Source organism: Dermabacter sp. (genome assembly GCF_032550575.1).
GTDB lineage: Bacteria > Actinomycetota > Actinomycetes > Actinomycetales > Dermabacteraceae > Dermabacter > Dermabacter hominis.
On record NZ_JAWFZC010000003.1, the window covers coordinates 1 to 12646 of the forward strand.

At 61.0% G+C, this 12646-nt stretch carries 11 protein-coding genes and 1 rRNA gene; 3 read left to right on the top strand and 9 right to left on the bottom strand.

Annotated elements, in window-relative coordinates; translation table 11 throughout:
- Window positions 1–92: ribosomal RNA gene (gene rrf / locus E6X30_RS04325) — 5S ribosomal RNA — on the top strand; the annotation flags it as partial.
- 585 nt (window positions 93–677) lie between these two features.
- On the opposite strand, the gene E6X30_RS04330 is transcribed toward rrf, so the two are convergent.
- The 5 genes from E6X30_RS04330 to E6X30_RS04350 form a co-directional block, all read right to left on the bottom strand.
- A complete protein-coding gene (locus tag E6X30_RS04330; RefSeq protein ID WP_016663711.1) occupies window positions 678–1580 on the bottom strand; it encodes a hypothetical protein in 903 nt (300 codons plus the stop codon).
- Between the two features lie 276 nt (window positions 1581–1856).
- Window positions 1857–2738: a hypothetical protein gene (locus E6X30_RS04335; protein WP_016663712.1), complete on the bottom strand. Its 882-nt coding sequence runs from the start codon at window positions 2736–2738 to the stop codon at window positions 1857–1859.
- The gene (locus E6X30_RS04340; protein ID WP_016663713.1) at window positions 2725–3429 is read right to left on the bottom strand and encodes a hypothetical protein; all 705 of its coding nucleotides are present in this window, start codon (window positions 3427–3429) and stop codon (window positions 2725–2727) included. Before E6X30_RS04340 ends, E6X30_RS04335 begins: the two co-directional genes overlap by 14 nt.
- Window positions 3426–4154 carry a hypothetical protein gene (locus tag E6X30_RS04345; RefSeq protein WP_016663714.1) on the bottom strand — a complete coding sequence of 243 codons (729 nt, stop codon included), beginning with the start codon at window positions 4152–4154 and terminating at the stop codon, window positions 3426–3428. Before E6X30_RS04345 ends, E6X30_RS04340 begins: the two co-directional genes overlap by 4 nt.
- A gap of 161 nt (window positions 4155–4315) precedes the next feature.
- Entirely contained in the window at window positions 4316–4879 is a 564-nt protein-coding gene (locus E6X30_RS04350) for a hypothetical protein (RefSeq protein WP_016663715.1), read from the bottom strand.
- Window positions 4880–5074: 195 nt separating this feature from the next.
- Between E6X30_RS04350 and E6X30_RS04355 the strand changes: the two genes are divergently transcribed.
- On the top strand, window positions 5075–5863 hold the full coding sequence (locus E6X30_RS04355; protein WP_016663716.1) for a DUF981 family protein: 789 nt from the start codon (window positions 5075–5077) through the stop codon (window positions 5861–5863).
- Between the two features lie 66 nt (window positions 5864–5929).
- On the opposite strand, the gene E6X30_RS04360 is transcribed toward E6X30_RS04355, so the two are convergent.
- From E6X30_RS04360 to E6X30_RS04375, 4 genes are all read right to left on the bottom strand, one after another.
- Window positions 5930–7417: a DUF1846 domain-containing protein gene (locus E6X30_RS04360; protein WP_016663717.1), complete on the bottom strand. Its 1488-nt coding sequence runs from the start codon at window positions 7415–7417 to the stop codon at window positions 5930–5932.
- 167 nt (window positions 7418–7584) lie between these two features.
- Window positions 7585–8415, bottom strand: coding sequence for a carbohydrate ABC transporter permease (locus E6X30_RS04365; RefSeq protein ID WP_016663718.1), 831 nt, complete (start codon window positions 8413–8415; stop codon window positions 7585–7587).
- Window positions 8412–9302 carry a carbohydrate ABC transporter permease gene (locus E6X30_RS04370; RefSeq protein WP_016663719.1) on the bottom strand — a complete coding sequence of 297 codons (891 nt, stop codon included), beginning with the start codon at window positions 9300–9302 and terminating at the stop codon, window positions 8412–8414. Before E6X30_RS04370 ends, E6X30_RS04365 begins: the two co-directional genes overlap by 4 nt.
- A gap of 91 nt (window positions 9303–9393) precedes the next feature.
- Complete coding sequence (locus E6X30_RS04375; protein WP_016663720.1) at window positions 9394–10686, bottom strand: ABC transporter substrate-binding protein; 1293 nt, start codon at window positions 10684–10686, stop codon at window positions 9394–9396.
- A gap of 217 nt (window positions 10687–10903) precedes the next feature.
- Here E6X30_RS04375 and ptsP point away from each other — a divergent pair, with 217 nt between their 5' ends.
- Window positions 10904–12622, top strand: a complete 1719-nt coding sequence (gene ptsP, locus E6X30_RS04380) for a phosphoenolpyruvate--protein phosphotransferase (protein WP_016663721.1) — start codon at window positions 10904–10906, stop codon at window positions 12620–12622.
- The last annotated feature ends 24 nt before the right edge of the window (window positions 12623–12646 follow it).

The following is a 12646-nucleotide window of genomic DNA, read 5'->3' on the forward strand; positions in this document are numbered from 1 at the left end:
CGCCCGGTTCCATTCCGAACCCGGTAGCTAAGCCTAACTGCGCCGATGGTACTGCACTCGGGAGGGTGTGGGAGAGTAGGACACCGCCGAACTATTCTTTGAGGGTGGAGCCCCGGCCGCTAGGGCCGGGGCTCCCCACATTTAACGCCCGAATTTTTGGAGCCAATACCCCTGAGCTTAGGTTCGGGGTTTTCTTTTGCCTTCATGCGAATGCTTGCATCATCCGTGTGTTTACCGATCGCGCTGCCCGCATGGGGAAGAGAGGCAGCTAGCTGAGCGCTCTCGCTCGCTTGGTCACTGAACGTATCCGTCGATCGAGGGCATCGCGGAGAAAAGCTGATTGCTCCACCTTTTCGCCGGTGTTAGATGCTTTGTAGGTGAGGCGATAGTCAGGAGCCGGTGCCCGAAGCTTCGCCGGCATCTTGTCCTGGAGCGGCCCCTGCCTGTCTGGCAACCGAGTCTGTGCTCAAGTGTTGCTACGCTCCGACGGAATCATGCCATTGGACTCGTGCGGCTCCGCGAGGTTTTCGCCTTTATCGAGATCATCGCCGCTTTCGGGCGGGATGGCATGGGCTAAATGCGCTGGCGGAGCCGCTGAGTAGTTTGCAATTACCTTACGAAGGGTTCTTGCACTTTTGTTGTCGTTTTTGAGGAGTGGGAAGTCCAGGCGAGAATGTCTATCCCATCTTCGAAATGAACTCGTCGCCCCAGGCGGTAACGTCTTCGGGACTCAGCGCTCCGGCGTTTGCACCGATGATATAGACGAGTGCGCCGGAAGAGTTCTGTTTGTAGCACGTATGACTATTCGTGGTTTTGGATTCGCATGTCCAGCTGCCTACGGTCTTCTTTTCTCCACTTCCGTACTTTGTGAACATGTCTTGGGTGTCTTTGTCATTGATGATCGAAGCGATATAGACAAGAGTCATATCCTGAGAGACGTAGGTTCCGCCAACGTCGCCGATTCCGGCATCGCCGAACGAGGGGTCGAGGCTTGTCGAGCCAACCTGTTGAGGAAGGTTCCCCGATGCCACTCCGCCTCCACCGCCGGGCTGCGGAGCGTCTCCACCGCCTTGTCCCGGCTGAGGGCTATTGCCGCCGTCCCCGGGTTGCGGGTCGTTGCCCCCGGTGCCAGGTTGGGGCATCGGCTGGGGGATATTCTTGACGTCGTCAGGTTGAGGGCTGTCGCTGCTGTTTCCACCGGGCGCGGGGTTCGGAGCAGGAGCTGAACCCCCGTTGTTATTCGTGTTCCCCTTGTCGTCCTTGCCCTTGAGGTCCTTTTCCGCGGAGCTCACTTCTGAGGCGGGAACCTCTTTTTTGTCGTCGCCATTGAGGAGCGTGAACGCGAGGACGCCTCCACCGACCAGGAGAGCGAGCAGGAGGAGAACACCGCAGCCGATTCCAACCCACAGTCCAGTCTTGCTCCTCTTCTGTGGAGGCATACCGCCGCCGGGGTATCCCGCGGGCTGGTTGTATTGCCCTTGAAAATTGCCCTGGTCGTATGAGGGCTGCTGGTCGTAGCCTTGGTTGCCGTTCGGATTTGCACTCGAAGCAGCTCCTGGCTGCCACTCGGGGTTGCTCATGTTCGATGTCTTCCTGCTGTGCTGGGTCGCGAAGGTGCGAGAAGCGGACGGGACGTGTCGCAGACGCCAATGTAGGCGCAGGCGCCAGTCAGTATTACACATCACATCGATGGAAACCTAGAGTTGCCTATCTCAAAATTGCGGTGACAGCACCAGGGGTTGAAAAACGCAGGCGGGAGGATCCTGACGAGCTTTTGCTTACGGAATGCACCTCGGCGTCTTTGCCTTGGCTCGCACATCTCACCCCCACGCTGTGTGTGCTCCCGTTCGGGTGCTTTAGTGTGGCGCGGTCGCAAGCTGATCGCCGAACTGGGCGATCTCGTTGAGGTCTTTCACATTGGAGGCCATAATGAGCACGATCGCGCCGCCAGGGCCCTGGGCGTAACAGTCGCCGCCGTTCTCTACGAAGGCGTCTTCTTGGCATTTCCAGTTGCCGATCTGTTTTCCGGTCGCGTCAAGATCTTGGACAAAGAGTCGACCGCTCTCGGTATCGTGGAATACCTCGACCCAGAAGATCGCAGAGCTGTTTGGTGAGGAGTACACCTTCTCAACATCACCGAAATCTAGTTTCGGTTGGCTTTCGTCGACTTTGAAATCTCCCACTTGATCCGGGGGAGTATAGCCGCCGCTGGGATTCGAGCCCGGGGCGGGATCCGGCCCGTTCGGTCCCGGCGCCGGCTGGGGGCCAGGGTCAGGACCGTTGGGCCCTGGGGCCGGTGCAGGTTGAGGTCCGGGATTCGGGTCTGGATTCGGAGCCGGGTTGGGGTTCGGCTGCGGCGCTGGGTTCGGACCAGGTGCTGGAGCCGGGTTGGGGTTAGGTACAGGGTTATCCCCACCGCCATCACTCACGGGAGCCTTGGGGTTCGGGGCGGGCGCGGGTGCGCTCGTGGTCGTGTCGTCTTTAGAGTCCGACGCTTCCTTGTCTTTGTTGTTCATGAGCATGAAGGCGAGAACTCCACCGGCGATGAGAAGGAGCACGAATGCGACGCCCATCCCGATCGCGACCCACAGAACCATCCTGTTTTTCTTTTCCGGGGGTACCGGGCCCGGTTGGGTCATTGGAGTGCCGCCCTGTGGTGCTTGGTAAGGGCTGCCAGCCTGGTACTCGGTTGGTTCTGCGTGGGGATCGGGGGTCTGCTGCCAATTATTGTTGTTCATTCAACGCTCCAAGGAGTTCGTCGCCCCATGCTGCGAGTTCGTTGGGGGCGAGCGTCTTGGCTCCAATCGCCACGTAGCCGTGAGTGGCGTCTTGCGTGATGCAGCCGGTAAGTGAGCTGGACTCTTCCACGGCGCATGTCCATTTGCCGATTTTTTGGGGGTTAGGGAGGGTCTTCGCAACGCTCTCAGCGTTACGGTCGGTGTTCTTGCCGACTCCAACTTCGATCTGGGTGCCGTCGGGCATTTGGTACACGGAATGGAAGTCAAAGTTTTGAGGGGCTTGGTGGGGCTCCCCGGAGTTGACGAGAACGGCGTCTCCGATCTTTTGGGGTTCGCCGCCCCGAGCTTCGACTGGCCCGGAGCCGTCGTCGGGCTCGGGTTCCGGTGTCGGTGCGGGCTGCGAGGTCCGTTCGTCCCCGCCCTCATCGCTTGGTGGTGCCGACGCTGGATCGCTTTGGCCGTCGTCTTGTGGGCTCGGGTCGGGAGCTGTAGACGACGTGGTCGTGTCGTCGCCGCCCGATTCCTTCGAATCATTCCCGCTCATGAGCGCGAACGCGAGGATGATGCCGCCGACGATGAGGGCGAGCAGCACGATGCAGCCGCAGCCGAGGCCAACCCACAGGCCGGTCCTGCTCTTCTTTGCGGTCGGTATTCCGGGAAGGTGGCCGCCGTGTGGCGTGAATTGGGTCATGAGCTCGCTCCTCCGGCTGCGATGAACTGATCACCGAAGTTGGCGAGAGTTTGGGCATCTGGCGTGCCGATCACCTTCACGACGTCGGTGCCGTTGGAAGATTTCACGCAAATGTTTTGGCTCGGGTCTCCTTGGAAGGTCCCGCACGTCCAGCCGTTGATTTCTTGTCCGTCAGTGATGGTTTTCTTTTCATCCTCGGGGCTGAGCGTGGGATTTGCCGCGCCCGACACTTCGATCATGTCCATTGCGCTGTTGCTGTAGGCAGCGACGTAATCCGCACCGACAGTATTGCCTGTTCCAACACCGGCGAGTGTGTAGTCGCCGACTTGTTGCGGTTTATTTGAACTGCTGTCGCCCGAGGGCTGTTCTGGCATGGGAGCAGGCCCTGGGTCGTTGCCACCATCGTTGGGAGCCGGAGCGGGATTTGATGCCGTGCTGTCGCCGCCGCTGGGGGCGGGCGCTGGATTTGGTGCCGGTGCTGCAGCCGATGTCGTCGTGCCACCGTCTTTCGATTCCTTCGAATCGTCCCCGCCCATGAGCATCACTGCGAGCACGATGACACCGATGAGGAGGGCGAGGAGCAAGAGGCAGCCGCAGCCGAAGCCGACCCATAGGCCGGTATTGCTCTTTTTTTGCTGTGGCATAGCGCCCGGGTATCCCATAGCGGGCTGCCCCTGCACCGCACCGTGATTGATTGGAGCCTGATTCCACTGGTTGTTCGACATGTGCGGGGTCCTCATCGGGTGGGGCGGTGTGCGCACGCGCACAAGGGATAGCGCAGCTGACTGTAACGCTGTGCCGTTCGTCAGTATTACACATCACACCGAAGGAGTACTAGGGCTTCCGTTAATCTACGGCGCGGTGTGCGGGGCGAGATCTACTTCGGCTATTTGAGTTGCTCCATAAACTCTTCACCCCAGGCCGCAATGGTGCTGAGGTCGGCGTCGGTATCAAGCGGAACGAGGAGAACTCTTCCACGTTCGTCGTCGGCCATGCAGACGTTCATCTCGTACTGCGTCCCGCACACCCAAGGCCCGATGTCTTGCCGGTTCATGAGGCCGGCGGTGTCCTCTTCAAACGTGCGGCCCGTATCATTCTCGATCCCGATCTCGAACCCGCCGCCGCTCTCATCTTCGTAGCGGGCGCGCACGACGTAATCGTGATCCGGGTCTTCCCCGCGGGCTTCGGAATAAGCAAGGTGGGTATCGCCCACCGTTTCGGGTTCTCCGGATTTGGGGGACACAGCCTGGGAGCTTGAGGTATCGGGGGAGGGGTCCGACGCTTGCTCTTCCCTATCGCCCAGGAACATGAAGGCAAGAAGCCCGGCAACAGTGAGTGCTGCGAGCGCAACGAACATGCCACCGCAGCCAAGTAGCACCCACAGGAGAGTGTTGTTTTTGCGCTCCGGGGATGCAGAGGGGGGATTGGGTTGTCCCAATGGTGGTTGCATGCCATAAGAATAAATGAAAGCGCCTTTGCTCCTGCACCGCCCGTACAGAAGACCTTCGTCAGCATTGATATTTGACGCGATATTTAGCAATGGCCGCCTGTTGGACCGGTCAGCCGGCTCGTTCGCAACGTCTCTAGGTAAAAACCTGCAGGCGAATGCTAGTTTTAAGCAAAATCAACGCTCCAAGGAGGTCCAATGGGCACGTTTTTCACCGGTGAAAGTACGCCCGGGCTCATCGACTGGTCGTCGATGCCTACTTACAACACGATTATGGCCATCGCTGCTGGCGCCACCCTTCTCGCGCTCGTACTATTCGTACGCGGGTTAGCGAAACGCAGTACGCTCTCGCGCACCGAAGAAGTTTCGGAAGGGACAGAAGAGTACCGCGAGCTTGCCGCTTTTCTCGACGGCTATGCCGTTGCCTTTGGAGTATTCGGGCTCATTCTTTTTACGACCGGCCTCCACATGATTCTCACATGGCCGCTCGCGGAGGGCGGTTTTCCGTTCGACAACATCGTCTTCGGCGAAACCTGCCTGCCGCTCGGTGCACTGGCTCTTGGCGCTTCACTTTACCTGTGGCGTCGCCGCGATAGCGTCCTCGACGCCCCGAACCCTCTTGTGCATCTCGCGCGCATTGCGAGCCCAGTAGGCTTCTTCACCGTGCTCCTCGGCCTTGCATTGATTGGCATTGCACTTGCGGGTCTCGTGTACCAGCTTTTTGCAGCACCTCCACAAGAGCCCATCTCGGGTGCGTTCGCAAGCATGCCTATGCTCGAAAACGGCGCACTGGCCGTTCTCTTCTGTCTCGTGGCTTTTGGAGCGATCTGTTTCCCATTCATCACGAAACAGATCCGCGAGAAGGGGGCGCTCACGCCGCTTGCCGTCGTAGCAGGATGGAGCCTCGCACTTGCTGGCATCGCTTGGGGTCTTTTTGGCGCGATGAACTTCTATACCCACATCGGGCTCATTGTGAACACCATGTGAGCACACGGACGCGATGGCGTAGGTGGGCCGGCTGCTTGAGAGCCGGCCCACCTAGCTATTTGCTCGCTATTTGTGGAAAAGGCTCTTTTTGCCGAAGGCGGGCTCGCTCGTGACGAGAACCCCGAGCGAGCGGAAAACGGACTCGTCGACGGAGCCGAGGATCGTCGTCGTGTGCACGTCGCAGCCACGCAGGTTCTTAATCTGCGCGAGCGCGGCGGCTGCATTCTTGTCGCTCCCCGCGGAGACCGATAGGGCGATGAGCACTTCGTCGGTGTGCAGGCGCGGATTGCGCGAGCCCAAGTGGTCCACCTTGAGAGTCTGGATCGGCTTGATCGACTCGGGCGACAGCAAAAGGGCATCCTCGGGAATCCCCGCGAGATGCTTGAGCGCGTTGAGGAGCATGGCAGCGGAAGCACCGAGCAGGTCTGAGGTCTTGCCTGTAATGAGGGTGCCGTCGGAAAGCTCGAGGCACGAAGCAGGCCCGCCGGTTTTTTCGGCGAGGGCGAGAGCAGGCTTCACTGTGGGGCGAATCGTTTCGTCCACGCCGAGTTTCGCCATCACGAGCTTGATGCGCTGCGACTCGAGCGGGGGAAGTTCGAGCTTTTTTTCGGAAACACGGGCCTTGAAGTAGCGGCGCACAACCTCTTGCGTCGCGGCCTCGCGGCAGGCGTCGTCGTCGGTGATCGCGTACCCGGCCATGTTCACGCCCATGTCGGTCGGAGAAGCGTAAGGGCACTGCCCGAGGATGCGTTCGAGGAGGATTCTGAGCAGAGGGAACGCTTCGATATCGCGGTTGTAGTTGACGGCCTTTTCGCCGTACGTTTCGAGGTGGAACGGGTCGATGAGGTTGACGTCGTCGAGATCCGCGGTCGCCGCCTCATAGGCGAGGTTCACGGGATGCTCAAGCGGAAGGTTCCAGATCGGGAACGTCTCGAATTTCGCGTAGCTCGAGGCGATTCCGCGCTTGTGGTCGTGATAAATCTGCGACAGACACGTCGCGAGCTTGCCCGACCCAGGCCCCGGCGCCGTCACGATGATGAGGTCGCGTTCAGTTTTTGCCCACTCGTTTTGACCAAGTCCCTCCTCGGACACGACGAGGGTTGGGTCCGGGTAGCCCTTGATCGTGCGGTGGCGCACGACCGTCAAACCGAGTCGCTCCATGCGAGTTTTAAACTGTGACGCCGCCTCGTTATGGTCGTCCATTTGCGTGAGCACGATCGTGTTGACGAGGAAACCGCGCTCGCGGAACACATCCACGAGGCGCAGAACGTCCTCCTCATACGTGATGCCGAGGTCGGCGCGCATCTTGTCGTGTTCAATATCGTGGGCGTTGATGGCGATAAGGATCTCGAGCTCATCCTTCAGCTCGTAGAGCATCGCGATCTTGTTATCGGGTGTGAACCCGGGAAGAACCCTCGAAGCGTGCAGGTCGTCGAAAAGCTTGCCGCCCATTTCGAGATAGAGCTTCCCGCCGATCTGGGCCCGCCGCTCGGCGATGTGCTTCGACTGCAGCTCGATGTATTTTTCGGGATCAAAACCTTGCGTGCGTGCCATGCGAGCCTCCTGCGATGAGATGAGAAAACGAGGGGGCCGGTGGCATACGACCTGCATGTGCAGCCCTCGACATTTTAGGGCACGAGCGGGTGAGTTTCCAGGACCGTTGCGGTCCGACGGTCCCCGCGCGTACCCGCGATGCCTACTCTTTCGCGGTGGCCCTGCTCTCAGCCCTTCACGGAGCCGCTCATCATGCCCGAAATGAAGTACTTCGACAGCAGGATGTACACGACGAGGGTGGGAGCCGAAGCAAGAAGTGCGCCCGCCATCGACACCCCGTAGTTGGTTAGCAGCGCGCCGTTGGCGAGGTTGTTGAGCGCGAGAGTCACCGGGCCGTTCATCGGGGTCGCGAAGAACACCGCGAACAGGAAGTCGTTCCACGCGTTCGTGAACTGCCAGATCATGACCACCACGAAACCGGGAATCGAGATGGGCAGCGCAACGGACCAGAACGTGCGGAGCATCCCCGCGCCATCAACCTTGGCGGCTTCGATGAGCGACTCGGGAACCGTCTCGAAGTAGTTGCGGAAGATAAGCGTGCAGATCGGGATACCGAACACGACGTGCACGAGAATAAGCGAGGGAACGCCCGAGTCGATGGGCAGAGCAAGCACGAGCGAGAGCAGGGGGATCATCACGGCCTGATAGGGCAGGAACATGCCAAACAGGAGGAACGTGAATACGACATCCGCCCCGGGGAAACGCCAGCGAGACAGCACAAAGCCGTTCATGCACCCGAGAGCCGAGGAGATGATCGTCGAGGGAATGACCATCGCAAACGAACGTCCCATCGCAGGCGAGAGCGTTTCCCAGGCTTCCGCCCAGTTCTCAAGCGTCCACTCGCTCGGCAGCGCCCACGCGCGGGCGGCCGAGGCATCGCCGCTCGTTTTGAAGCTCGTGACGATGAGGACATAGACGGGAATCAGGACGAGGACGACGCCGATGAGGAGAAGGGTGAGGCGGGCGAACCGCCACGGGGAAACCGAGGAGGTGTTCACGACTGACGCTCCCTGTGTTGCTGAATGAGATAAGGAACGATGAGGACGCCCACGATGATGAGAAGAATCGTGCCGACGGCAGCCGCGTTCGCGTAGTCGAAGCTCGACTTAAACACGAACATGTCCACGGCGGGGATCTTGGTTTGGTAGTTCGAGGGTTTCGAGATCGACATGATGAGGTCGAAGCTCTTGAGGCTCATGTGCGCGATAATCACGAGAGCGCTCATGATGATGGGGGTGAGCTGCGGGAAGATCACGTGGCGGTAGATTTGCCACTCGCTCGCACCGTCCATGCGACCCGCTTCGCGAAGCTCATCGGGAACGCCGCGGAAGCCGGCGAGAAAAAGCGCCATGACATAGCCGCTCAGCTGCCAAATCGCCGGAAGGGCAATCGCGGCGATGCCCCACGTGATGTTGTTCCACCAAGGGTTTTGGAGAAAGCCGAGTCCCACCATCTGAAAGAGGCGGTTAAGCCCACTTGCACTCTCGCCCTGGTTGGAGTTGAGGAGCCAGCGCCACACCACGCCCGAGGCCACGAAGGACACAGCCATTGGGAAAAGGTAGATGGTTTGGAACACTCGACCACCTTTGATGGGGCGATCGAGAAGCCACGCCCACACGAACCCGGTGATCATCGCGCCACCCAAGAACACCACCGTGAAAATCACGAGGTTCATGAGTGAGTGGCGAAAATCGGGGCTCGAGAGAAGAGCGATGTAGTTATCGAGGCCAACGAACTTACTGGGTTGCACGCCGTTCGCTTGCGCTGCCGTGTGGTTGTCAGTGAGAGAGGTCCACACGTTCTGCGCCATAAGCACGTAGACGAAGATCCCCACGAGAATGAGCGAAGGCGAGATGAGCAGCAGGGGCGCCGCATACTTTTTCATGCCTGGTCCTAGGGTGGAAGTGGCATCGGTGGGGGCCGGGCGAGCGTCGGAAATGAGATCCCCGGCCCCGAAACCGATGTGAAAGCGGAGCTTACTTCTTCATGTTCGATTCGGCAGCGGAAACAAGCTCGGCCTGGAATGCCTTGGCGTCGGTCGCGCCGGAGGTGAACTTGCTCGTTGCGTCGGAAATGGCGTTGAGCCACGCGACCGAAGTTGCCGCACCGTGGGCGATCGAGGCGCAGATCTTGTCGTGTGCGAAGGACTCGAGCGCGGACTGCTGATACGCCGGGAACTTCGAGACATCAGCGTCGGTGCGCGCCGGGATCGAGCCCTTGGCGAGATTGAAGGCTTCCTGACCTTCAACGGACGAGATGGTCTTGAGCCACGCCTTCGCGTTGTCGGCGTGCGGTGCGCCCACAGGCAGGGTGAAGGAGTCCGCGAGGAAACCGAAGATCTTGTCGCCAGAGGCGGCCGAGGGCACCTCGAAGTAGACATAGTCCTTCATGTCTTCCTTGCCGGCTTCCTGGAATGCTGCAACGGCCCAGTCGCCCATGACGTTGTAGGCGGCCTTCTCGTCGATCACGAGGGCTGTCGCTTCGGGCCAATCGAGCGAATCTCGGTCGGAGTTGGTGTAGCCCACGAGCTTCTCGAACGCCGCGATCGCAGTGGCGACTTCCGCACCTGCCCAGTCGGTCGAGCCGTCGAACAGGCCGTTGTAGGCGTCCGCGCCGAGGTGGGACATGAGCACTGCTTCAAGCAGGTTGACCTGCGTCCACGGTGCCGCGAGAGAAAGCGCGGTGACACCCGCAGCCTTGGCCTTTTCGAGGTCGGCGAGCCAGGCATCGAACGTCTCGGGGACAGCCTTCGGGTCGATCCCGGCCTTCTCGAGCACGGCTGCTGATGCCCACACGACGTTCGAACGGTGAATGTTGGACGGCACCGAATAGATCTTGCCATCCACCGTGAGGAGCTTGACCAAACTGTCAGGGAAGGCCTTGCGCAGGTCGAACTCGTCGTAGAGTCCAGAGACGTCTTCGATCTGGCCAGCATTGATGTAATCGGTCAGCTCGCCACCCGCGTGCGCCTGGAAAGTGTCAGGCGGATTCTTGGTCTGCAAGCGCGACTGGAGCATGTCCTTTGCGGCACTGCCCGCACCACCCGCGACGGAGCCATTGACGAACTTAATCTTGGGGTTTTGCTCGTTGAATACCTTGACGAGAGCGTCGAGGCCCGCTTTCTCCGAGCCTTGGGCCCACCACGTGAAAACCTCGACAGAGTCGTCCCCTCCAGCGGAGCCGCCACCGGAGGAGTTGGAACATGCTGCGAGCGCGCCAAGCGCAATACCAGCGGACGTGAGAGTGAGGAAAGTCCTCCGTGCGATCATTGCTGTTCTCCTTTAAACAACAGGGGCGTCGTTGCCGAGTGCCGCGATGCGGCGGCCCTATTGTAGTCGCACTGGGCCCCGCGATCCAATCCGAGCGGTTGGAATGTTGTAAGTGCCGTGATCGCGCGGGCGCGGCGCGTCAGCGTGATTACGATGAGGTGACATCGCCAGTAGAGAGTAGAGACCGCGTCCGCCTAGGGCGTAAGAGGGAGATAGTGTGACGACATACCGAGGCGTCGCCGTAAGCGCCGGCCGCGTGATCGATCCGGTCAAGGTTATGGCCCCTCCCGTGACCGAACCCGAGGCCGGAAAGACGCTCCCAGAGGGTGAAGCGCGCGAGGCTGAGGCTGCTCGCATCTCACAGTCAGCTGCGGCGGTCAAAGCAGATCTTGAAGCGCGCGCGGAAAGAGCGAGTGGCGACGGCAAAGCCGTTCTCGAGGCGACAGCGCAAATGGCGGCGGATCCAACGCTCACAACGAGCGCGGAGCAGCTTGTACGCACCGCCGGTATGAGCGCCGAACGCGCCGTGTGGGAAGCCGGCGAGCAGGTCGCCACGATGCTTGAGGGCCTCGGCGGCTACATGGCCGAGCGCGTTGCCGACGTTAAGGATGTGCGCGCTCGCATCGTCGCCCACCTCCGCGGCGAACAGGCGCCCGGCATCCCGTTCTCGACCGAGCGCTTCGTACTCGCCGCGATCGATCTCGCCCCCGCCGACACAGCAACCCTCGACCCGACCATCGTTTCGGCGCTTATCACCTCCGACGGTGGGCCGCAGTCGCACACCGCGATTCTCGCGCGCCAGCTTGGGATTCCTGCCGTTGTCGCCGCGAAAGGCGTCGAGAGCATCGAGCCGGGAACGGTCGTGTACGTGGATGGTGCCGCCGGCACCGTGACCAGTGAGTTCGGCGACCGAGAGCGGGAACTCTCCGCCACCTGGTACGAGCTCGTGAAAAACCCGCTCACATACTCCGGCGGGGGTGCGGAGCTTTTCGACGGTACCCGCGTTCCACTGCTCGCCAATGTGGGCGGCGAAAAGGACGCGGCTTTAGCCGCCGAGGCCAATGCTGACGGCGTGGGTCTCTTCCGAACCGAGTTCTGCTTCCTCGACCGCGACGAGGAGCCGAGTATCGAGGAGCAGGCCGAGGCGTATGCGGGGGTGCTTCGGCACTTTCCGGGTAGGAAGGTCGTGATCCGTACACTCGACGCGGGTGCCGACAAGCCGCTTCCGTTTTTGACCGATGCCGACGAGCCGAACCCCGCGCTTGGCGTCCGGGCCTATCGCACCTCGTGGGAGAAGCGCTCGGTGCTCGAGAACCAGCTGAAGGCAATCGCAAAAGCGAGCTGCGAGACGAGCGCTGAGCCGTGGGTCATGGCACCGATGATCTCGACACTCGAGGACACCGAAGATTTCGTGTCGATGGCACGCTCCGCTGGCGTGGAGCGCGCCGGCATCATGGTCGAAACTCCGAGCGCGGCCCTCACAAGCGATCACCTGATGGGCGTCGCCGACTTTGCTTCGATTGGCACGAACGACCTCACGCAATACACGATGGCTGCCGACCGCATGCTCGGCTCCCTCGCGCAGCTCAACGATCCGTGGCAGCCTGCCGTCCTCGCGCTCGTGGGCGCAACGGCGACGGGTGCGCGGGTCGCGGGTGGCGACCCGGAAGCCTTCGGCGACGGCGCGAACAAGCCCGTGGGCGTATGCGGTGAGGCAGCAGGCGACCCCGCGCTCGCGGTCGTCCTCGTGGGGCTCGGTGTGAACTCCCTGTCAATGACGCCTCGATCGCTGCCAGCAGTCGCGAAAGTCTTGTCGACCGTGTCGCTGGCGGATGCGCGCGAACTCGCTCGTCTCGCGGTGTGCTCACCGACCGCCGCCGAAGGCAAACGGGCCGTGCGTGCGAAGCTCCCCATCATTGAGGAACTCGGACTCTAACGGGCTGAATGAAGCGAAGGGGGT

Bases quoted from the DNA above. Each gene is read 5' to 3' on its own strand.
- E6X30_RS04330 (WP_016663711.1), bottom strand. From the start codon at position 1,580: ATGAGCAACCCCGAGTGGCAGCCAGGAGCTGCTTCGAGTGCAAATCCG.
- E6X30_RS04335 (WP_016663712.1), bottom strand. From the start codon at position 2,738: ATGAACAACAATAATTGGCAGCAGACCCCCGATCCCCACGCAGAACCA.
- E6X30_RS04340 (WP_016663713.1), bottom strand. From the start codon at position 3,429: ATGACCCAATTCACGCCACACGGCGGCCACCTTCCCGGAATACCGACC.
- E6X30_RS04345 (WP_016663714.1), bottom strand. From the start codon at position 4,154: ATGTCGAACAACCAGTGGAATCAGGCTCCAATCAATCACGGTGCGGTG.
- E6X30_RS04350 (WP_016663715.1), bottom strand. From the start codon at position 4,879: ATGCAACCACCATTGGGACAACCCAATCCCCCCTCTGCATCCCCGGAG.
- E6X30_RS04355 (WP_016663716.1), top strand. From the start codon at position 5,075: ATGGGCACGTTTTTCACCGGTGAAAGTACGCCCGGGCTCATCGACTGG.
- E6X30_RS04360 (WP_016663717.1), bottom strand. From the start codon at position 7,417: ATGGCACGCACGCAAGGTTTTGATCCCGAAAAATACATCGAGCTGCAG.
- E6X30_RS04370 (WP_016663719.1), bottom strand. From the start codon at position 9,302: ATGAAAAAGTATGCGGCGCCCCTGCTGCTCATCTCGCCTTCGCTCATT.
- E6X30_RS04375 (WP_016663720.1), bottom strand. From the start codon at position 10,686: ATGATCGCACGGAGGACTTTCCTCACTCTCACGTCCGCTGGTATTGCG.